General features: G+C 71.0%; 17 protein-coding genes. 10 read left to right on the top strand and 7 right to left on the bottom strand.

Annotation, left to right across the window (positions count from 1 at the left end):
- Window positions 1-82 precede the first annotated feature (82 nt).
- The 3 genes from AC3WRT_RS19625 to AC3WRT_RS19615 are packed head-to-tail and all read right to left on the bottom strand — an operon-like array spanning window position 83 to window position 3,513.
- Window positions 83-826, bottom strand: a complete 744-nt coding sequence (locus AC3WRT_RS19625; protein ID WP_492724929.1) for a succinate dehydrogenase/fumarate reductase iron-sulfur subunit — start codon at window positions 824-826, stop codon at window positions 83-85.
- A complete protein-coding gene (locus tag AC3WRT_RS19620; protein WP_492724927.1) occupies window positions 823-2,856 on the bottom strand; it encodes a fumarate reductase/succinate dehydrogenase flavoprotein subunit in 2,034 nt (677 codons plus the stop codon). Before AC3WRT_RS19620 ends, AC3WRT_RS19625 begins: the two co-directional genes overlap by 4 nt.
- A 3-nt stretch (window positions 2,857-2,859) precedes the next feature.
- Window positions 2,860-3,513, bottom strand: coding sequence for a succinate dehydrogenase cytochrome b subunit (locus AC3WRT_RS19615; protein WP_492724925.1), 654 nt, complete (start codon window positions 3,511-3,513; stop codon window positions 2,860-2,862).
- A 216-nt stretch (window positions 3,514-3,729) separates the two neighbouring features.
- Here AC3WRT_RS19615 and AC3WRT_RS19610 point away from each other — a divergent pair, with 216 nt between their 5' ends.
- Window positions 3,730-4,701, top strand: coding sequence for an SDR family NAD(P)-dependent oxidoreductase (locus tag AC3WRT_RS19610; protein ID WP_492724923.1), 972 nt, complete (start codon window positions 3,730-3,732; stop codon window positions 4,699-4,701).
- Window positions 4,702-4,715: 14 nt separating this feature from the next.
- Here the strand turns inward: AC3WRT_RS19610 and AC3WRT_RS19605 are convergent, their stop codons facing one another.
- From AC3WRT_RS19605 to AC3WRT_RS19595, 3 genes are all read right to left on the bottom strand, one after another.
- Window positions 4,716-5,804 (bottom strand): mannose-1-phosphate guanylyltransferase, encoded by a 1,089-nt coding sequence (locus tag AC3WRT_RS19605; RefSeq protein ID WP_492724921.1) that lies wholly within the window; start codon window positions 5,802-5,804, stop codon window positions 4,716-4,718.
- Window positions 5,805-5,888: 84 nt separating this feature from the next.
- Entirely contained in the window at window positions 5,889-7,529 is a 1,641-nt protein-coding gene (locus AC3WRT_RS19600) for an ABC transporter permease (protein ID WP_492724919.1), read from the bottom strand.
- A complete protein-coding gene (locus AC3WRT_RS19595; protein ID WP_492724917.1) occupies window positions 7,526-8,431 on the bottom strand; it encodes an ABC transporter ATP-binding protein in 906 nt (301 codons plus the stop codon). Before AC3WRT_RS19595 ends, AC3WRT_RS19600 begins: the two co-directional genes overlap by 4 nt.
- A gap of 92 nt (window positions 8,432-8,523) precedes the next feature.
- Between AC3WRT_RS19595 and AC3WRT_RS19590 the strand changes: the two genes are divergently transcribed.
- Both AC3WRT_RS19590 and AC3WRT_RS19585 read left to right on the top strand, forming a co-directional pair.
- On the top strand, window positions 8,524-9,048 hold the full coding sequence (locus tag AC3WRT_RS19590; RefSeq protein WP_492724915.1) for a GbsR/MarR family transcriptional regulator: 525 nt from the start codon (window positions 8,524-8,526) through the stop codon (window positions 9,046-9,048).
- 194 nt (window positions 9,049-9,242) lie between these two features.
- Window positions 9,243-10,835: an acyl-CoA mutase large subunit family protein gene (locus AC3WRT_RS19585; protein ID WP_492724913.1), complete on the top strand. Its 1,593-nt coding sequence runs from the start codon at window positions 9,243-9,245 to the stop codon at window positions 10,833-10,835.
- A 38-nt stretch (window positions 10,836-10,873) separates the two neighbouring features.
- Here AC3WRT_RS19585 and AC3WRT_RS19580 read toward each other — a convergent pair whose 3' ends face one another.
- Window positions 10,874-11,575 (bottom strand): (2Fe-2S)-binding protein, encoded by a 702-nt coding sequence (locus AC3WRT_RS19580; RefSeq protein WP_492724912.1) that lies wholly within the window; start codon window positions 11,573-11,575, stop codon window positions 10,874-10,876.
- 151 nt (window positions 11,576-11,726) lie between these two features.
- Here AC3WRT_RS19580 and AC3WRT_RS19575 point away from each other — a divergent pair, with 151 nt between their 5' ends.
- The 7 genes from AC3WRT_RS19575 to AC3WRT_RS19545 all read left to right on the top strand — a co-directional run bounded on the left by AC3WRT_RS19575 (window position 11,727) and on the right by AC3WRT_RS19545 (window position 20,010).
- On the top strand, window positions 11,727-12,902 hold the full coding sequence (locus AC3WRT_RS19575) for an amidohydrolase (protein ID WP_492724933.1): 1,176 nt from the start codon (window positions 11,727-11,729) through the stop codon (window positions 12,900-12,902).
- Between the two features lie 111 nt (window positions 12,903-13,013).
- Window positions 13,014-14,096, top strand: coding sequence for a BMP family lipoprotein (locus tag AC3WRT_RS19570; RefSeq protein WP_492724910.1), 1,083 nt, complete (start codon window positions 13,014-13,016; stop codon window positions 14,094-14,096).
- Between the two features lie 254 nt (window positions 14,097-14,350).
- Complete coding sequence (locus tag AC3WRT_RS19565) at window positions 14,351-15,865, top strand: ABC transporter ATP-binding protein (RefSeq protein ID WP_492724931.1); 1,515 nt, start codon at window positions 14,351-14,353, stop codon at window positions 15,863-15,865.
- Window positions 15,862-16,980 carry an ABC transporter permease gene (locus AC3WRT_RS19560; protein ID WP_492724908.1) on the top strand — a complete coding sequence of 373 codons (1,119 nt, stop codon included), beginning with the start codon at window positions 15,862-15,864 and terminating at the stop codon, window positions 16,978-16,980. Before AC3WRT_RS19565 ends, AC3WRT_RS19560 begins: the two co-directional genes overlap by 4 nt.
- Window positions 16,977-18,254 (top strand): ABC transporter permease, encoded by a 1,278-nt coding sequence (locus tag AC3WRT_RS19555; protein WP_492724906.1) that lies wholly within the window; start codon window positions 16,977-16,979, stop codon window positions 18,252-18,254. The genes AC3WRT_RS19560 and AC3WRT_RS19555 overlap by 4 nt, the downstream gene beginning before the upstream one ends.
- Window positions 18,254-18,670: a cytidine deaminase gene (locus tag AC3WRT_RS19550; protein WP_492724904.1), complete on the top strand. Its 417-nt coding sequence runs from the start codon at window positions 18,254-18,256 to the stop codon at window positions 18,668-18,670. The genes AC3WRT_RS19555 and AC3WRT_RS19550 overlap by 1 nt, the downstream gene beginning before the upstream one ends.
- A 50-nt stretch (window positions 18,671-18,720) precedes the next feature.
- Complete coding sequence (locus tag AC3WRT_RS19545; protein WP_492724902.1) at window positions 18,721-20,010, top strand: thymidine phosphorylase; 1,290 nt, start codon at window positions 18,721-18,723, stop codon at window positions 20,008-20,010.
- Window positions 20,011-20,369 lie beyond the last annotated feature (359 nt).

Raw genomic sequence — 20,369 nt, 5'->3', positions numbered from 1 at the left:
AGAGCCGGGCGATGAGGTCGGCGAGCGCCGCCCCGGGGGCCGGGGCGGGTCGTCGTCGGTCCTGCAGGGGGCGCGTCGGCCGTCACTCGCCGCGCATCAGGGCGCCGCGCAGGTCCTTGTTGAGCTGGCTGATGACGTCCATCGGGATCTCCTTCGGGCACGCCGCGGAGCAGGCGCCGACGTTGGTGCAGCCGCCGAATCCCTCGTGGTCGTGCTGGTTCACCATGCTGATGACCCGGGCGTCGCGCTCCGGCTGGCCCTGGGGCAGCTCGCCGAGGTGTGTGATCTTGGCGCCCGTGAAGAGCATGGCCGACGCGTTCGGGCAGGCGGCGACGCATGCCCCGCAGCTGATGCAGGCCGCCGCCATGAAGGCCCGGTCGGCGTTCGGCTTCGGCACCGGCACCGAGTGGGCCTCGGGGGCCGAGCCGGTGTTGGCGCTGATGAAGCCGCCCGCCTGGATGATCCGGTCGAAGCTCGAGCGGTCGACGACGAGGTCCTTGATGACGGGGAAGGCGTCGGCGCGCCACGGCTCGACCGTGATCTCGTCGCCGTCGGAGAAGCTGCGCATGTGCAGCTGACACGTCGTGGTGACCTCGGGGCCGTGCGCCTTGCCCGAGATCATCAGGCCGCACGTGCCGCAGATGCCCTCTCGGCAGTCCGAGTCGAACGCGATCGGCTCCTCGCCGCGGGCGTTGAGCTGCTCGTTGAGCACGTCGAGCATCTCGAGGAACGACATGTCCTCGGAGATGTCCGTGACCGGGTAGGTGACCATCTCGCCCTTGGTCCTCGGGCCGGCCTGTCGCCAGATCTTCAGGGTCAGATTCACTTGTAGCTCCGCTGCTTCATCTCGACGAACTCGTAGACCAGGTCTTCCTTGTGCAGGACCGGCGTGCCGTCCTGCCCGCCCCACTCCCAGGCGGCGACGTAGGCGAACTCGTCGTCGTGACGCAGCGCCTCGCCGTCCTCCGTCTGGGACTCGGAGCGGAAGTGCCCGCCGCAGGACTCGCGGCGGTGCAGCGCGTCGATGCACATCAGCTCGCCGAGCTCCAGGAAGTCGGCGACGCGGCCCGCCTTCTCGAGGCTCTGGTTGAGCGTGTCGGCGCTGCCGAGCACCTTGACGTTGCGCCAGAACTCGTCACGCAGCCCGCGGATGAGGTCGATCGCCTTGAGCAGGCCCTCCTCCGAGCGCTCCATGCCGCAGAACTCCCACATGATGTTGCCGAGCTCCTTGTGGAAGGAGTCGACCGAGCGGTCGCCGTTGATCGAGAGCAGCTTCTGCACCCGGGCGTCGACGGACGCGCGCGCCTCGGCGACGGCCTCCTGGGACTCGTCGAGCTTCTCGAACGGGCCCTTGGAGAGGTAGTCGCGGATGGTGTTCGGCAGCACGAAGTAGCCGTCGGCGAGGCCCTGCATCAGCGCGCTGGCACCGAGACGGTTGGCACCGTGGTCGGAGAAGTTGGCCTCGCCGGTGACGAAGAGGCCGGGGATCGTCGCCTGGAGGTCGTAGTCGACCCAGAGGCCGCCCATCGTGTAGTGCACGGCGGGGTAGATGCGCATCGGCACCTCGTACGGGTTCTCGCCCGTGATCCGCTGGTACATGTCGAGCAGGTTGCCGTACTTCTCGGCGACGGCCTCGGCGCTCATGCGCTTGAGGGCGTCGGTGAAGTCGAGGTAGACGCCGCGACGGAAGTCGCCGACCTTGGGGCCGACGCCGCGACCCTCGTCGCAGACGTTCTTGGCCTGGCGGCTGGCGATGTCGCGCGGCACGAGGTTGCCGAAGGAGGGGTAGATCCGCTCGAGGTAGTAGTCGCGGTCCTCCTCGGCGATGTCGCGCGGGTCCTTCTCGCAGTCGGCGGCGTTCTTCGGCACCCAGATGCGGCCGTCGTTGCGCAGCGACTCGGACATCAGGGTCAGCTTGCTCTGGTGCTCGCCGGCGACCGGGATGCACGTCGGGTGGATCTGCGTGTAGCAGGGGTTGGCGAAGTGCGCGCCCTTGCGGTGTGCACGCCACGTCGCGGTGACGTTGCTGCCCATCGCGTTGGTCGAGAGGAAGAAGACGTTGCCGTAGCCGCCGCTCGCCAGCACGACGGCGTCGGCGAGATGGGTCTCGATCTCGCCCGTGACGAGGTCGCGGGCGATGATGCCCCGGGCCTTGCCGTCGACGACGACGAGCTCGAGCATCTCGTGGCGGGTGAACTCCTGCACCGTTCCGGCCGCGACCTGGCGCTCGAGGGCCTGGTAGGCGCCGATGAGCAGCTGCTGGCCGGTCTGGCCGCGGGCGTAGAAGGTGCGCGAGACCTGCACGCCGCCGAAGGAGCGGTTGTCGAGCAGGCCGCCGTACTCGCGGGCGAAGGGCACGCCCTGCGCGACGCACTGGTCGATGATGCTGGCGCTGACCTCGGCGAGGCGGTAGACGTTCGACTCGCGCGAGCGGTAGTCGCCGCCCTTGACGGTGTCGTAGAAGAGCCGGAAGACCGAGTCGCCGTCCTCCTTGTAGTTCTTGGCCGCGTTGATGCCGCCCTGGGCGGCGATGGAGTGGGCGCGACGCGGGGAGTCCTGGTAGCAGAAGGACTTCACGTTGTAGCCCGCCTCGCCGAGCGTCGCCGCGGCCGCGCCGCCGGCCAGTCCGGTGCCGACGATGATGACGGTGAGCTTGCGCCGGTTGGCCGGGTTGACGAGGGCGGCCTCGAACTTGCGCTTGTTCCAGCGCGACTCGATCGGGCCGTTCGGCGCCTTCGCGTCGACGATCGGCTCGCCCTCGGTGTAGAGGCCGTGCACGACTCCGGGGGCCGCTCCGGGTGCGGGGGACGTCGGTGCCTCGGGGGCCACGGTGGTGGCTGTCTGGGTGTCGGTCATGGATCAGTTCCCCTTGACGATTCCGAACAGGATGGCGAGCGGCGGGAGGGCGAAGCCCACGGTGGTCACCAGCGCGATGAAGGCGCCGGTCGCCTTGGCCGTGCGGCGCGCCTTGGCGGTGCTGGTCCAGCCGAGGGTCTGCGAGGCGCTCCAGACGCCGTGCCACAGGTGCATGCCCAGCGCGACGAGCGCGAGCAGGTAGATCACGACGTTCCACCAGACCTGGAAGCTCGAGATCACGAGCCGGCCGGCGCTCTCGCCCGCGGCTTCGGTGCCGACGTTGAACTTCAGGATCGTGAACTGCAGCAGGTGCCACACGATGAAGAGGATCAGCGCGACGCCACCCCAGCGCATCATCCGGCTGCGGACCGTCGCGCGCGCGGCCTGCTTGGCCACGTAGCGGGTGGTGCGCGCACCGTTCGCCCGGCTCCAGAGCCAGAACGCGGCGTACGCGTGGGCCACGAGAGCGACCACGAGCAGGGCGCGGAAGATCCAGAGGAACCCGCCGAACGGCAGGATCGGAACGAGCAGGGTGCGCAGGTGCAGGGCGTACTCGTCGAACGACTGCACACCGCCGAAGATCTTGAGGTTGCCGTACATGTGCAGCAGCACGTAGAACACGAAGAGCGCGCCCGAGAGGGCCATGAGCAGCTTCATGAAGACCGTGGTGCGGCGTGCCGACGCAGGTCGAGGAGTTCCCGTCGCTGGGAGAGTGTTGGTGGCCACCTGCGCACCTTATCTCCGCGATTTGCCCCACTCGAATTCCTACCGGCTGGTAGAGGGCCGTTGTGACAATCTCAACAGCAACCCTCGACGGGCGGGGCGTATGCCGTGTGCCCGGCTTGGCTTTCTCGCCGGCCCTAGGGTGGGCGCATGGTGCTCCCCGAGGCTGCCGCAGCCCTGGACTGGGTGATGGACAAGTCGCTGGTCCTCGGCTACTCGAGGATCGGCCCCGCCCTGCGTCGCGCCTGGTGGCCGCACGACCCCGCACCCGACGCACTCGTCGGACGTCAGGTCCTCGTCACCGGCGCCAGCGGCGGCCTCGGTCTCGCCACGGCCCGAGGACTCGCCCGTCTCGGGGCCGTCGTGCACCTCACCGGCCGCGACGCCTCACGGCTCGACGACGCGCGGGAGTCGCTGCTCGACGAGCAGCCGCTGGCGCGCGTGACAACCCACGTCGCCGACGTCAGCGACCTGGGCGCCACCGCCGAGTTCGCTCGTGAGCTGACGTCGGAGGTGCCCCGTCTGCACGCGGTCGTCCACAACGCCGGCGTCCTGCCGCCGCGGCGCACCACCACGGCGGAGGGGCACGAGCTGGCGCTCGCCACGCACGTACTCGGTCCGCACGTGCTCACCTACGGACTGCGCGAGTCGCTCGCCGGCGGACGGGTGGTGCTCGTGACGTCGGGCGGCGCCTACGGGCAGCGTCTCGCGGTCGACGACCCGGAGTACACGTCGGGCGACTACTCCGGCGTCACTGCATACGCCCGCACGAAGCGGATGCAGCTCGTGCTGACCCAGCTGTGGTCGCGCGACCTCGCAAGGGACGGCACCCAGGTCAGCTCGATGCATCCGGGCTGGGCCGACACCCCGGGCGTCACCGACTCGCTGCCGCGCTTCGCCGCGCTCACGGGGCCGCTGCTGCGCGACGCCGAGTCGGGCGCCGACACGGCCGTGTGGCTGACGGCGGCCGACGCCGACGCCATCGGCACGGGCGGCTTCTGGCACGACCGCCGGAGGCGGTCGACGCACTACGCGCCGTTCGGGATCGAGACCCCTCAGCACGTCGAGCGGTTCTGGCAGTTCGTCCGCGAGCAGACCGGGGTGCCCGCCCTCGACGCCTGACCCGGCGCCAGGGATCAGGTCAGGTCGGTGCGTCCGCGGGCGGTCAGGGTCTCGACGACCTGCCGGACCTCCTGGGCCCGGTCGGGACGGGTGATGAGCAGGGCGTCCTGCGTGTCGATGACGACGAGGTCGTCGACCCCGATGAGCGCGACCAGCCGGCCGCCCGCCGAGACCGTGGCGGTGGAGTCGATGCTGATGATGTCGTCTGCCGGACCGATGGCGGTGATCCCCGGTATCTCGGCCGACACGGCGACGAGCCTGGTGAGGGACGCGAAGTCGCCGACGTCGTCCCAGCCGAGCGACGCGGGCACCACGGCGACGCGTCCTGCGGCAGCTGCCGGCTCGGCGACGGCGTGGTCGATCGCGATCTTCTGCAGCGTCGGCCACAGGTCGCGCATCCGGCGCGGGTCGCCCGCGATCGTGCGCAGCTGGTCGACCATCTCCGGGTGGTTCTCGGCGAGCAGCTCGAGCAGGGTGGTGGCTCCGGCGACGAACATGCCTGCGTTCCAGCGGAACTCACCGCTTGCGACATAGCGGTCGGCGGTCTCGAGGTCGGGCTTCTCGACGAACTCGTCGACCCGGTGCGCGCTCGGTGCGCCCACGACGTCGAGTGGCTCACCGAGCCGGATGTAGCCGTAGCCCGTGGCAGGCCCGGTGGGCTCGATGCCGATGGTCACCAGCTCCCCGCGGCGCGCGAGCACGACGGCCTCGGCGACGGCCCGGCGGAAGTTCTCGGGCTCGGTAATGACGTGGTCGGCGGCGAAGGAGCCGAGCAGGGCCTCGGGGTCGCGCCGCTCCAGGACCGCCGCCGCCAGACCGATGGCGGGCATCGAGTCGCGGGGCGAGGGCTCGGCGAGCACGGCGTCGTAGCCGAGCATCGGCAGCTGCCGGCGCACGGCGTCCTCGTGGGCGGCGCCGGTGACGACGAGGATGCGCTCGCCCACCAGCGGCTCGAGGCGGTCCCACGTGGCACGCAACAACGACTGGCCGGAGCCCGTCAGGTCGTGCAGGAACTTGGGGGAGTGACGGCGTGAGATCGGCCAGAGTCGTGTGCCGGAGCCGCCGGCCGGGATCACGGCCCACAAGCCGGGGATGCCTGTCATGCGCCACACCGTACCGACATCGCGCCTGCCGCACGGCACCCCCGCGCGGGTGTCCTGCGACGTGGCATCGACCCGGCACCACGCTCAGGCAGGGATGTCCCTGCGGCGCAGCCCGACGAGCCCGGCGGCGGCGACCGCCACGGCCACGGCGGCGAGTGCGACCAGGGGCGGCAGCTCGACCGAGCCACCCGGCAGGGCGGGCAGGTGCGTGAAGGGGGAGAGGTCGACGAGCCATCCCGGCAGGTCGAGCAGGTCCCCGAACTCACCGAGCAGGAGGAAGACGATGAGCGCCGCCCACGCCAGCCCGGTGAAGCGGGGCACCGCACCGTAGAGCAGCAACGCCACCGCGAGGGCGACCCACACGGCCGGGAGGGTCGACGCCGCCGCGCCGGCCAGGCGTAGAACCGTCCCCCCGATGTCTCCGGCGTCGGCTCCGTGGACGAGCCCGGCCACGACCGCGCCGACCAGCATGACGCCCGCAGAGGCGACGACAGCGAGCGCGACGTGGCCGAGCGCCCAGCTCACCCGCCGGACCGGCGTGGCGAGGAGGGGCTCGAGCCGGGTCGTCGTCTCGTCCGTACGCATCCGCGTGACCAGGGCGATCGCCAGCGCCGAGGCGCCGAAGGCGGCGAAGTGCAGCTCGGTCGCGAAGTAGAGGTCGGTGATGGTGCCGGCGTCCCCGCCGATCGTCCGCAGCATGTCGGCGACCTGCGGGGAGTCGATGAACGACTCCACGCTGCCCGCGATCGACCCCAGGACGACGCCGAGCACGGCATACGCGACGACCCAACCGATGAGCGTGCCGCGAGCGAGTCGTCGGGTGAGGGCTCCGGCCGTGCCGAGGCCGCTACGGGCGTGGCCGGCGCGGCTCGGCAGCACACCGGCCCCGAGGTCGCGACGCTCGAGCAGCGAGAACGCGACGGCCACGAGAACGGCGTAGAGCGCCAGGCCGAGCACGACCACCCAGAAGCGGTTCTCGCCGTACGGCGACACCTTGACGCCCCACCCGAGCGGGGACAGCCAGGAGAGGAGCTGAAGCGGGCTGTCCCCGGATGCGGTGTCGCCCACGGCGCGCACGAGGAACGCGACTGCGAGGGCACCGAGTGACCATGCCGCCGTGCCTCGGGTGCTGGAGGTCAGCTGGGCCGCGACGGCCGTGACGCCGACCCACGACAGCCCGACGACGAGCCAGGAGGCGCCGAGGGCGAGGGAGCCGGTGGCGTCGAGGCCGACGGCGACGGACCACGCGACCGTGAGGACGACGGTGAGCAGGACGGCGCCGGTGCCCAGCAGGACGGCGGCCGTCAGCGCGGCACGGCGACCGACGACGCCCGCCCCGAGCAGCTCGAGGCGCCCGGCCTCCTCCTCGGTGCGGGTGTGGCGCCGCACGACGACGTAGGCCAGCAGCGCGAGGAAGACGCCTCCCAGCAGCACCGACTTGAAGGTCGCGATGGAGTCGATGCCGAGGCTGGAGATGCGCCCGTACATGGCGACGAGCGCCGGGTTGGCCAGCGTCGAGGCCATCGACGCCTGCGCCGAGCCGAGGTCGGGGAAGAGGGCGAAGGTGGCCTGGGCCGAGGTGGCGACGAAGGCGGCGAGCCCCAAGGCGCTGACCGGCACCAGCACTCGGTCGCGGCGCGCGGCCAGGCGCAGCAGCGACGTCGTCCCGGTGAGCCCCGCGCCCGAGGCGCGCGACGGGGCGGCGGTTGCGGCGAGAGCGGTCACGACAGCGCCGCCGGGGCCGAGCGGTACTGGTCCATGAAGAGCTCCTCGAGCGTCGGGGGAGCGCTCGTCAGGGCCGTGATGCCGTGCGAGCCCAGCACCTCGAGCAGGCGTCCGAGGTCGTCGCTGCCCACGGTGCACGTCACGTGGTCGCCCGACACGACGACGTCGGCGACGCCGGGCAGGGCAGAGAGCCTGGCGGCATCGAGGGGGTCGGCGACGGTCGCGCGGACCGTGGTGCGCGAGAGGTGGCGCAGCTGGCTCAGCGTGCCGGACTCGACGTTGCGGCCCTCACGGATGATGCTGACGCGGTCACACAGCTGCTCCACCTCGGAGAGCACGTGGCTCGAGAGCAGGACCGTGCCGCCTGCCGCGCGGAACTCACGCACGACGTCACGGAAGACCGCCTCCATGAGCGGGTCGAGGCCGGACGTCGGCTCGTCGAGCAGCAGCAGCTCGACGTCGGACGACAGGGCAGCCACGAGGGCCACCTTCTGCCGGTTGCCCTTGGAGTAGGAACGTCCCTTCTTCGTGGGGTCGAGGTCGAACCGCTCGATCATCGAGGCCCGGCGGTTCTCGTCCACGCCGCCGCGCAGCCGGGCGAGGACGTCGATGACCTCGCCGCCGGTCAGGGTGGGCCAGAGCGCGACGTCGCCGGGGACGTAGGCCAGGCGCCGGTGCAGCGACTCGACGTCGCGCCACGGGTCGCCGCCGAGGAGGGTGGCGCTGCCGCCGTCGGCCCGCAGCAGGCCGAGCAGGATGCGCAGGGTCGTCGACTTGCCCGCCCCGTTGGGGCCGAGGAAGCCGTGGATCTCGCCGGTCGCCACCTCGAGGTCGAGCCCGTCGAGGGCCACGGTGTGCCCGAAGCTCTTGCGCAGGTCCTCGACCTGGATCGCGGAGGTCATGCATCGACGGTACACAACATTCACGATTTACTGAATACAATGACGTGTGCTCGGGAGCCGCCCGGGCGCACCACGCCACGTGAGGAGCGCCGATGACGGCAGCGCAACGACCGGTCGCCGCCGAGACGCGCGACGACAGGGCGGTCTCCGCCTACGTCGAGCGGTTCGGTGACACCCTCACCGACGCCGGTATGCCGCGGCTCGCCTCGCGCGTGTTCGCCCGGCTGCTCGCCGACGACGACGGGCGGATGACTGCCGCGGAGCTGACCGAGGCTCTCGAGGTGAGCCCGGCCGCGGTCTCCGGTGCCGTGCGCTACCTGACCCACACGTACCTGATCGGCAAGGAGCGCGAGCGGGGTTCGCGCCGCGACGTGTACGTCGTCCAGGCCGACGCGTGGCACGGCGCCATGCTCTCCCGTGACCGGGTGCTCGCCCAGATCGAGTCGAGCCTGCGTGCGGGGGTGCCCGCCGTCGGCGGCATCGACACCCCGGCGGGACGCCGCCTGCAGCTGTCCGTCGCCTTCCTCGAGTTCCTCGGGGAGCGGCTCGGTGCGCTCGAGGGGGAGTGGGCCGAGCGCAAGGCCGAGATCACCCGCACCTGGCCCCCGGAACCCTGACCCGCAACCGTCGAAGGGCCACAAACCGGGCGTTCCCAACCGTCGAAAGGCCACGATCTGCGGCCTCCGCCGAGTGGAGAAGTCACGTCTCGTCGTGACCCGGCGTGACGGCATACGCCATGGGTGACGTGAGATCGGCAACGTTCGACGGGCGGGCACCGGCGGCCGACCCGCACGCGGATACGCTCGGCAGCATGGCTGACAGCAGTGGTGCGCGCTCCGAGTCCGACCTGCCCATCGAGCCCGTCTACGACGCGTCGGCCCTCACCGGCTTCGACGCCGAGGCCAAGCTCGGCGCGCCCGGCAGCTACCCCTTCACCCGCGGCGTCTACCCCTCGATGTACACCGGGCGGCCGTGGACGATGCGGCAGTACGCCGGCTTCGGCACGGCCAAGGAGAGCAACCAGCGCTACCACCAGCTCGTCCAGGCCGGCACCGGCGGCCTGTCGGTCGCCTTCGACCTGCCGACCCAGATGGGCTACGACTCCGACGAGCCGATCGCGCACGGCGAGGTGGGCAAGGTCGGCGTCGCCGTCGACAGCCTCGACGACATGCGCACCCTCTTCGAGGGGCTGCCGCTCGACAGGATCAGCACGTCGATGACGATCAACGCGCCGGGCGCCACGCTGCTGCTGCTCTACCAGCTCGTCGCGGAGGAGCAGGGCGTCGGCGGCGACCAGCTGACCGGGACGATCCAGAACGACGTGCTCAAGGAGTACATCGCGCGGGGCACCTACATCTACCCGCCGCGTGAGTCGCTGCGCCTCATCGCCGACATCTTCGCCTACTGCCACAAGGAGATGCCGCGCTGGAACACCATCTCCATCTCCGGCTACCACATGGCCGAGGCCGGGGCCACGCCCGTGCAGGAGATCGCGTTCACCCTCGCCAATGCGATCGAGTACGTGCGCGCAGCGCAGGCCGCGGGCCTGCACGTCGACGACTTCGCGCCGCGTCTGTCCTTCTTCTTCGTCGCGCGCACGACACTGCTGGAGGAGGTGGCGAAGTTCCGCGCCGCCCGACGCATCTGGGCGCGAATCATGAAGGAGGACTTCGGCGCCCAGAACCCGAAGTCGATGATGCTGCGCTTCCACACCCAGACCGCCGGAGTGCAGCTCACCGCCCAGCAGCCCGAGGTCAACCTCGTCCGCGTCGCCCTCCAGGGCCTCGGCGCCGTCCTCGGCGGCACGCAGTCGCTGCACACGAACTCCTTCGACGAGGCGATCGCGCTGCCGACCGAGAAGGCGGCGCGTCTGGCCCTGCGCACCCAGCAGGTCATCGCCTTCGAGACCGATGTGACGAAAACCGTTGACCCGTTTGCCGGTTCGTACGTCATCGAGTCGATGACCGACGAGATCGAGTCGGCCGCGCTGGCGCTGATCCAAGCCGTCGAGGACAAGGGTGGCGCGGTCGCGGCGATCGAGCAGGGCTTCCAGAAGTCCGAGATCGAGCGGTCCGCCTACCGCGTGCAGCTCGAGATCGACAACGGCGAGCGCACCGTCGTCGGAGTCAACCGCTTCGTGCTCGACCAGGAGGAGCACTACGACCCGCTGCGCGTCGACCCGACGATCGAGGCCGACCAGCGGGCGCGCCTCGAGGCCTTGCGCGCAGACCGCGACAACGACGCGGTGAAGGCGGCGCTCGGGCGCCTGCAGGACGCGGCGCGGGGCACCGACAACGTGCTCTACCCGATGAAGGAGGCGCTCGCGGCGCGAGCCACCGGCGGCGAGGTGGCGCACGCGCTCCGTGAGGTCTGGGGTGTCTACCAGCCCCGCGAGAGCTTCTGACGCCACTCAGGCCCACGGCGCTCGGACCGGCTCGGCGCTCAGGGCCGTTGGGGTGACGGCCCGCTGCGGGGACACGCCGCGCACTCCCGCATCCCGGGCAGGGCGTAGATGAAGCAGCACGACACACGTCGCGGCTGCGGCCCGACGTCCTGGCCGGCGGCGCCGCGCGCGAGCCGCAGCGCAGTCACCCACACGTCGTCGACGACACCCCAGCGCTGCCGCGACCCCATGCGCACGTCGGGGGCGTATGCCGCCACGACCTCCGAGACGAGGAGGAGGTATGCCGTCCGCGCGCGTTCCAGACGCCGCTCGAGCACTCCCTCGACCTCCAACGAGGCCAGTGCCGGGTCGACCACGACACGAGCCGGCTGCAGGCCGGGCGCGAGCTCGAAACCCAGCCCGCCCGGCGAGGGGTCGAGGACCCACGGACCCAACGAGGCGGCATACGCAGTCGGGGTGGCGGCCACCTCGCACCACCACTGGAGGACGAACGCGGCCGGGACGTGGGGCGGGACGGGCGCGCCGGCGCGCTGCTCCATCTGCGTGCGCAAGGCGGCCCGCCACGGCTCGAGCGGGTCGGTCCCGGACCGCACGTGGGTGAGCACGTCGGCGAGACGGACCGTGGCGGGGGACACGTCCGTCGTCATGGTCGTGAACGGCAGGGCCCTGTCCACGAGGTCGACGACGTGTCGGAGCGCTGCCTGGTCGAGGCTCGCAGCCGACCGCCCGTCGTGCTCCACGCGTCCATCCCTCCCTCGCGTCGTCCCCGGCGTGCGGGGGCCGCGCCCATCCTCTCGCTAGACTCCCGTTCTCGTGACCGACCGTTCCCCTTCGCTGCCCTTCGAGGCCATCGCCCGAACCGTCGAGGAGCGCGCGTCGGAACTCGTCACGATGCGCCGCGACCTGCACGCCCACCCGGAGCTCGGGCGGGGTGAGGTGCGCACGACGGCCCTCGTCGCCGAGCACCTCGAGGGCGCGGGCATCACCGTGCGCCGCCTGCGTGGCACGGGCCTGCTCGCCGACCTCGGAGCGGCCGACCCGAGGCACCGCATCGCGCTGCGCGCCGACATCGACGCGCTCCCGATCCGTGAGCAGACCGGTCTGGAGTTCGCGTCGCGGACCGACGGGGTCAGCCACTCGTGCGGGCACGATGTCCACACGACCGCACTGGTCGGCGCGGCGCTCGCGCTCAAGGCCTGCGAGGAGCGTCTCGTCGCCGCCGGGGTCGGTGCGCGCCTCGTCTTCCAGCCCGCCGAGGAGCTGATGCCCGGGGGCGCCGAGGACGTCGTGGCGCAGGGCGGGCTCGTCGGCGTGGACCGCATCTTCGCGCTGCACTGCGACCCCGCCCTCGACGCCGGCCAGGTCGGCCTGCGCGTCGGTGCCCTCACGGCCGCCGCCGACCAGGTCGAGGTGACGCTGTCCGGTCGCGGCGGGCACACCTCGCGTCCGCACCTGACCCAGGACCTGACGTATGCCCTCGCCAAGGTCGTCACCGACGTTCCGGCCGTGCTCTCCCGACGCCTCGACCCGCGCGCGGGCGCCGCCCTCGTCTGGGGCTCGATCCACTCCGGCGGCGCGACCAACGTCATCCCGTCGTCCGGCAAGGTCGGCGGCACCCTGCGCATGCTCGACGCCGGCATCTGGGAGGGGGTCGAGCGCCTCCTCGAGGCCGTCGTGCACGAGGTGGTCAAGCCGTATGCCGTCCAGGCGGACGTGCAGATCGTCAAGGGCGTGCCCCCGGTCGTCAACGACGCCGGCAGCATCGACGCGCTCACGGCGGCGGCGACGGGGACCGGTGCGTTCGTCGCCCCCACCCCGCAGTCGCTCGGCGGGGAGGACTTCGCGTGGTACCTCACCCACATTCCCGGAGCCATGGCCAGACTCGGCACCCGCACGCCCGGTGGCACCACCTACGACCTGCACCGCGGCGACCTGGTCGTCGACGAGGCCGCCATCGTCGTGGGGGCGCGCACCCTGGCCGGTGTCGTCTTCTCGGCGGCGGCCCAGCTGAGCGGAACGAGGACCATCGGCGGCGTATCTCCGCTGACCGCGGTCGCGGATCGGTAACACTTCCCGTGTCTTGCGTGGAGCCGTTCAGATCCTGTCGTGGCGGGGTCTACAGTTCCGTGCTATCTGGGCCGATGTCGTCGTCGGCCCCGCGCATCTAAGGAGCACCTCTTGCGTCACGCAACCAAGGTCGCGGCCGTTGTCGCCGCCGCCGCGCTCGGCCTCACGGCCTGCGGCAGCAGCAGCGACAACAACACGCCCGCGGGCAGCAACCCTTCGGCTGGCAGCACCGGCAGCACTGGCGCGCCGGCCGCCGGCAAGAAGATCGTCGTCGGCATCGCGTACGGCGTCGGTGGTCGTGGTGACCAGTCCTTCAACGCCTCCGCTGCCACGGGCCTCGACAAGGCGAAGGCCGACCTCGGGATCACGTACAAGGAAGCGACCCAGGTCAACGGCGAGAGCGAGTCCGCGACCGAGGAGCGTCTCCAGCAGTTCGTCGACGCAGGCGCGACGCACGTCATCGGTGTCGGCTTCGCCTACGCCAAGGCCATCGGCAAGGTGGCCAAGGACAACCCCGACGTGAAGTTCGCGATCATCGACGACGCGTCGCCCGACTCGGCCGGCGCCAACGTCGCCCAGCTGACCTTCGCCGAGGAGCAGGGCTCCTTCCTCGTCGGCGCTGCCGCGGCCCTGAAGTCCAAGACCAACACCGTCGGCTTCGTCGGTGGCGTCGCCACCGACCTCATCAAGAAGTTCGAGGCGGGCTACATCGCCGGCGCCAAGGCGGCCAACCCCAAGGTCACCGTCAAGAGCCAGTACCTCTCGCAGCCGCCGGACTTCTCGGGCTTCAACGACCCGGCCAAGGGCAAGACGGCCGCCGAGGGCCTGTACCAGGGCGGCGCCGACGTCGTCTACCACGCTGCGGGTGGCTCCGGCTCCGGCGTCTTCACGGCCGCCAAGGCGGCCGGCAAGCTGGCCATCGGTGTCGACTCCGACCAGGCCCTGACGGCTACGCCGGACGTGCGCGACGTCATCCTCACCTCGATGATCAAGAAGGTCGACGTCGCGGTCTACGACTTCCTGAAGTCGGGCTCCGAGGGCCAGGACATCACCGGCAACAAGATCTACGACCTCAAGGCCAACGGCGTCGACTACGCCACCACCGGTGGCAAGGTCGAGGACATCAAGTCGAAGCTCGACGACTACAAGCAGAAGATCATCTCGGGCCAGATCAAGGTCCCGACCAGCCCGTGATCCTCGCGATCTGCTGATTGATCCCCGAGCGGGGCGACACGGCCCGGGCGGCGCGGTAGCGTCGTCGCGGGCCGTGTCCGTCCCCGGCCCCGGTGGTCGGTCGGGAGACCGGCACCGACCCGGCCAGACCCCATGAGAACCACTCGCCCGGACTCCTCTCCGGGCCCGGACGAGGAGTTGTCGCCATCACCGCAGCAGCACCTGAGCGACCCGCTCGGACGTCGAACGCCGAGGCTGCCGTCGAGCTCGAGGGCATCACCAAGCGCTTCCCCGGAGTCGTCGCCAACAAGGACATCGGCTTCACGGCGCAGCGCGGCACCGTCCACGCGATCGTGGGGGAGAACGGCGCCGGCAAGTCGACGCTGATGAAGATCCTCTACGGGGTCCAGCGTCCCGACGAGGGCTCGATCCGCGTCGACGGCCGCCTGGTCGACCTCCACTCGCCCGCCGACGCCATCGCCGAGGGCATCGGCATGGTGTTCCAGCACTTCCAGCTGGCCGACAACTTCACGGTGCTCGAGAACGTCGTGCTCGGCGCCGAGAAGCTGCACGGCATCGGCGACGAGGCCCGGCGCGAGATCCGCCGCATCTCCGAGGAGTACGGCCTCGACGTCGAGCCGGACGCCCTCGTCGCCGATCTCGGCGTCGGCGCCCGCCAGCGCATCGAGATCCTGAAGGTGCTCTACCGCGGCGCCCGCATCATCATCCTCGACGAGCCGACCGCGGTCCTGGTGCCTCAGGAGGTCGAGGAGCTCTTCGACAACCTGCGCGAGCTGAAGTCCGAGGGGCTCACGGTCCTGTTCATCTCGCACAAGCTCGACGAGGTCCTCTCGGTGGCCGACTCCATCACCGTCATCCGGCGCGGCACGACCGTCGACACGGTCAGCCCCAAGGACGTCAACGCCCGTCAGCTGGCTGAGCTCATGGTCGGCGCCGAGCTGCCGACCCCACAGACCGAGGAGTCGACCGTCACCGACCGCGTCGTGCTCCGCACCGAGGACCTCGTGCTCTCCGGCGGCGCCGACACCCGCAATGTGCTCGACGGCATCTCGCTGACCATCCATGCCGGCGAGGTGCTCGGCATCGCCGGCGTCGAGGGCAACGGCCAGGCCGAGCTCGTCGAGGTCATCATGGGCATGCGCGAGCCGACCTCGGGTCTGGTCTTCCTCGGCGACACCGACATCTCCGACTGGGGCACCCGCGAGATCCGCCAGGCGGGTGTCGCCTACATCCCCGAGGACCGCCACCGGCACGCCCTGCTCCTGGACGCGCCGCTGTGGGAGAACCGCATCCTCGGCCACCAGACCGAGTCGCCCAACGCCAAGGGCTTCGTCATCGACGCAGCCGGCGCCAAGGCCGACACCGAGCGCATCGTGCGCGAGTACGACGTGCGCACCCCGGGCATCAACGTCACGGCCGGTTCACTCTCGGGTGGCAACCAGCAGAAGCTCATCGTCGGTCGCGAGATGAGCCACCAGCCCAAGGTCCTCGTGGCCGCCCACCCGACGCGCGGCGTCGACGTCGGCGCGCAGTCGAGCATCTGGGACATCATCCGGCAGGCGCGGCGTGACGGCCTGGCCGTCCTGCTGATCTCGGCAGACCTCGAGGAGCTGATCGGCCTGTCCGACACGATCGAGGTCATCCTGCGCGGACGCCTCACCGGCACCTTCGACCCCGACACCGTGACTGCCGAGGACCTCGGGGCCGCGATGACCGGTGCCGACACCGGCACCGGGACCGGCGGCGTCCACGACCAGGAGGGCCGATGAAGACGTTCAGCCCGCGCAAGGCCCTCCTGGGCCTCGCGGCACCTGTGCTCGCCCTGCTCGTTGCCTTCCTGGTCACCTCGGCGATCCTGCTCGCGCTCGGCGACCCGGTGGTCGAGGTGTGGCAGACGATCCTGTCGTGGCCCAAGCCGCGCCAGCTCGTCCAGATCGTCAACGGCGCCACCGTCTACTACCTCTCGGCGATCGCCGTGGCCGTCGGCTTCCGGATGAACCTCTTCAACATCGGCGTCGATGGGCAGTACCGCGTCGCGGTCTTCGCCGGGGCGCTCTTCGCCGGACAGGCATGGTTCCCAGGGCCGGTCAACGTGATCCTCACCCTCGTGGTGGCGATGGTCGCGGGCGGCTTCTGGGCCGCCATCGCGGCCTACCTGAAGGTGCGCCGCGGCGTCTCCGAGGTGATCAGCACCATCATGCTGAACGCCATCGCGACCGGTGTCGTGCAGTGGCTGCTGCTCAAGGTGGCCGTCAAGCAGCGGGGCAGCAACACCATCTCGACCAAGCCGATCCCCGAGTCGTCACAGCTCCAGGGTCTGGCCCTGATCCCCGGGGCGTCGAACAAGGCCTACACCCTGATCCTGCTCGCCGTCGTCGTCGGCCTCGCGTACTGGTTCGTCATCGGCAAGACCCGTTTCGGCTTCGACCTGCGCGCTACCGGACGCTCCGAGACGGCCGCCGTCGCGAGCGGGGTCAAGGTGCCGCGCATGGTCGTCTCGACGCTGGTCATCTCCGGAGCCCTGGCCGGCCTGATCGGCATGCCGCTCCTCTTCGGCCAGGACTACAGCTACGGCACGACGTTCCAGGCCGGCCTCGGCTTCGCCGGCATCGGCATCGCCCTGCTCGGTCGCAACCACCCGCTCGGCATCGCCGTGGCCGCGCTGCTGTGGTCGTTCCTCGACGTGCAGTCCAACGCCCTGCAGATCCGCGCCGGCGTGGCCTCCGAAGTGGTCTTCATCATCCAGGGCGTCATCCTCTTCGCCGTCGTCATCGCCTACGAGCTGATCCGACGGGCCGACGTGCGGCTCGAGCAGCAGCGCGTCGCGAGGGAGCTGGCCGGCACGAGATCCGATGCCCCGAGCGTGGAAGGAGCCCCGGCGTGAGCGCCTCCGATCTGAGCGTGGGCACCGAGGTCGTGCCCGAGGACACCCCGCCCAAACGTGTGCTGCGGCTGTCGGCCGTCCAGTGGCTGGGCATCGCGTTCGCCGGCGTCTTCGTCGTGTCGGTGCTGCGTGTCGTCACCGGCGCCAACGACATCGACTCCTCCGGCCTGCTCATCGCGGCCTTCGGTCTCGCCGTGCCGATCGCCCTCGCGGGTCTCGGTGGTCTGTGGTCCGAACGCGCGGGCGTGGTCAACATCGGCCTCGAGGGCATGATGATCCTCGGTACGTGGGGCGCCGGCTTCCTCGGCTACCACCTCGGCCCGTGGTGGGGCCTGGTGGGCGCCATCATCGGCGGCGTCGTCGGTGGCTTCGTGCACGCCATCGCCACGGTGACCTTCGGGGTCGACCACATCGTCTCCGGCGTCGCGCTCAACATCGTCGCGCTCGGCTTCGCGAAGTACCTCTCCGTGCGTTTCTTCAGCACGCTGCCCGGGGGCGGACCGACGCAGTCGCCGCCGCTCCCGCAGCTGCCCACGGTCACGATCCCGGGCCTCTCCGATGCGCTGGGTTCGCTCGAGCAGCAGCACATCTTCTTCATCTCCGACCTCGCGGGCATCCTCCGGGCCCTGTGCACGAACGTCTCGATCGTCACCATCCTGGCCGTCCTGCTCTTCGTCGCGACGTGGTGGATCCTCTGGCGCTCGGCCTTCGGCCTGCGGCTGCGTTCCGTGGGGGAGTCACCCGTCGCAGCGGAGTCCCTCGGCGTCAACGTCCTGCGCTACAAGTTCACCGCCGTCCTGGTCTCCGGTGGGCTCGCCGGGCTCGGTGGCGGCTTCCTCGCCCTCGTGGCAGCCAACGTGTTCCGCGACGGCCAGACCGGCGGCCGTGGCTACATCGGCCTCGCCGCCATGATCTTCGGCAACTGGCGCCCCGGTGGCCTGATGGCGGGCTCCGCCCTCTTCGGCTACACCGACGCCGCGCAGCTGCGCGGCGGTGGCACGACGGTCCACGCGTTCCTGCTCCTGCTCGCGGTGCTGCTCCTCGGCATCGGGGTGTGGCAGATCGTCCGACGAGGCCGCAGGCTGCAGGGCATCGTGGCCATCGTGGTCGGCCTTCTCGTGGGCCTCTGGTACGCCACGACCGACATCGTCCCGCCCGAGCTGTCCGGCACCACGCCCTACGTCACGACCCTGCTCGTGCTCGCCTTCGCCTCGCAGCGGTTGCGGATGCCCGCGGCCGACGGCCAGATCTACCGCAAGGGTGAGGGGCACTGATGTCGTCCCAGCAGGAGTCGCAGGTCGACTGGGAGTCGCTGCGCCTGCGGGCGGTCGAGCTGGCGGGCCGCGCCTACGCTCCCTACTCGCACTTCCCGGTCGGCGTCGCCGGGCTCGTCGACGACGGTCGCGTCGTGGCCGGCTGCAACGTCGAGAACGCCGCGTACGGCGTGGCCCTCTGTGCCGAGTGCGGCATGGTGTCCGAGCTGCACGCGACGGGGGGCGGCCGGCTGACGGCCGTCTTCTGCGTCGGCGCGGACGGGCAGGCGCTGATGCCGTGCGGCCGCTGCCGGCAGCTGCTCTGGGAGCACGGCGGTCCTGGGTGCCTGCTGATGACCCCCGAGGGCGTGCTGCCGATGTCGTCGGTCCTACCGCAGGCCTTCGACGTGGACGACCTGCGTCACGCCGAGGGCTGATCCGCTCGCGTCCACACAGGGGCTCGTCGGCGCTGCGCCATGATGGTCCCGTGAGCGAAGCCTTCGATGCCGTAGACGTCATTTCCGCCAAGCGCGACCGGGCCGAGCTGTCCGACGCCCAGATCGACTGGGTCATCGACGCGTACACCCGTGGGGCGGTGGCGGAGGAGCAGATGTCCGCCCTGGCGATGGCGATCTACCTCAACGGGATGAACGCGCGCGAGATCGCGCGATGGGCCGACGCGATGATCCGCTCGGGCGAGCGTCTCGACTTCTCGGGCCTCTCGCGCCCGACGAGCGACAAGCACTCGACCGGGGGAGTGGGCGACAAGATCACCCTGCCGCTGGCGCCCATCGTGGCCGCCTGCGGGGTGGCGGTGCCCCAGCTGAGCGGGCGCGGGCTCGGCCACACCGGCGGCACGCTCGACAAGCTGGAGTCGATCCCGGGGTGGCGGGCCGCCCTGTCGAACGAGCAGATGATGCACCAGCTCGAGGACGTGGGTGCGGTCATCTGCGCGGCCGGCTCGGGCCTCGCCCCCGCCGACAAGAAGTTGTATGCGTTGCGTGACGTCACGGGGACCGTGTCCTGCGTGCCCCTCATCGCCACGTCGATCATGAGCAAGAAGATCGCGGAGGGGACCGGCTCCCTGGTGCTCGACGTCAAGGTGGGGTCAGGCGCGTTCATGAAGGAGCTCGGCCAGGCCCGCGAGCTCGCCGAGACGATGGTTCGCCTCGGCACCGACGCCGGTGTGCACACCGTCGCCCTGCTCACCAACATGGAGACGCCCCTCGGGCTCACCGCAGGCAACGCCCTCGAGGTCCGCGAGTCGGTGGAGGTCCTCGCCGGGGGCGGACCCGGCGACGTCGTCGAGCTGACTCTCGCGCTCGCTCGCGAGATGGTCGCCGGGGCCGGCCGCTCCGACATCGACCCAGCGGACGTGCTCGCCGACGGCCGGGCGATGGATGTGTGGCGACGGATGATCCGTGCCCAGGGCGGAGACCCCGATGCCGAGCTGCCGACCGCGAAGGAGACCCACCACGTCCTCGCGCCCGCGGACGGGGTGCTCGTGCAGCTGGACGCCCTCGCCGTGGGCGTGGCTGCGTGGCGCCTCGGGGCCGGGCGCGCCCGCAAGGAGGACCCCGTCCAGGCGGGCGCCGGCGTGGAGCTGCACCACAAGCCGGGTGCCACGGTGCGCGGCGGCGAGCCGCTGATGACGCTGCACACGGACGAGCCGGAGCGGTTCGAGCGTGCCCTCCAGGCTCTGGAGGGCGGCTTCACGATCGCTCCCGAGGGGTCCCGCCCGGACCTGCCGCCGATCGTCATCGACCGCGTCTCCTGAGCCTGCTGTGGGGCCGCATAGGCCGATTTGTCTTTCCCGAGAAGGCCGGGTTAACGTTCTCTTCGTCAGCCCGACAGGGAGGAACGGACGCCACCGCGGCGGTGAGAGATCACCCAGCGAAGTTGGCCGGTCCCGGGGCTGACACCGCGTTCGAGACATGCCGGTAGATCCGGTCGGGTTTTCGGACGGCTCCGGAGCGTCGGCCCGCGTGGTCGAGCGCCGTCTGGAGGGTTCCGAGTGGCCTGAGTGATCGGGGAGCATCTCGGAGCGGTCCGAAGCACGCTGGTTGGTCCGGTAGGCTTCGGTGAGTAGGTTCCGCTGGTTCCAGGCGGGTTGGGTCCGGTCGTCCTGAGGGCGGT

This window comes from Terrabacter sp. FW104-15G4B (genome assembly GCF_058790095.1).
Note: the sequence above shows the minus strand (reverse complement) of the source record. Positions and strands in the feature narration are given on the sequence as shown.

What these genes read in the sequence shown, in the direction of transcription:
- AC3WRT_RS19620 (WP_492724927.1), bottom strand. Translation starts at nt 2,856, where the DNA reads ATGACCGACACCCAGACAGCCACCACCGTGGCCCCCGAGGCACCGACG.
- AC3WRT_RS19615 (WP_492724925.1), bottom strand. Translation starts at nt 3,513, where the DNA reads ATGAAGCTGCTCATGGCCCTCTCGGGCGCGCTCTTCGTGTTCTACGTG.
- AC3WRT_RS19610 (WP_492724923.1), top strand. Translation starts at nt 3,730, where the DNA reads ATGGTGCTCCCCGAGGCTGCCGCAGCCCTGGACTGGGTGATGGACAAG.
- AC3WRT_RS19605 (WP_492724921.1), bottom strand. Translation starts at nt 5,804, where the DNA reads ATGACAGGCATCCCCGGCTTGTGGGCCGTGATCCCGGCCGGCGGCTCC.
- AC3WRT_RS19595 (WP_492724917.1), bottom strand. Translation starts at nt 8,431, where the DNA reads ATGACCTCCGCGATCCAGGTCGAGGACCTGCGCAAGAGCTTCGGGCAC.
- AC3WRT_RS19590 (WP_492724915.1), top strand. Translation starts at nt 8,524, where the DNA reads ATGACGGCAGCGCAACGACCGGTCGCCGCCGAGACGCGCGACGACAGG.
- AC3WRT_RS19585 (WP_492724913.1), top strand. Translation starts at nt 9,243, where the DNA reads ATGGCTGACAGCAGTGGTGCGCGCTCCGAGTCCGACCTGCCCATCGAG.
- AC3WRT_RS19575 (WP_492724933.1), top strand. Translation starts at nt 11,727, where the DNA reads ATGCGCCGCGACCTGCACGCCCACCCGGAGCTCGGGCGGGGTGAGGTG.
- AC3WRT_RS19560 (WP_492724908.1), top strand. Translation starts at nt 15,862, where the DNA reads ATGAAGACGTTCAGCCCGCGCAAGGCCCTCCTGGGCCTCGCGGCACCT.
- AC3WRT_RS19550 (WP_492724904.1), top strand. Translation starts at nt 18,254, where the DNA reads ATGTCGTCCCAGCAGGAGTCGCAGGTCGACTGGGAGTCGCTGCGCCTG.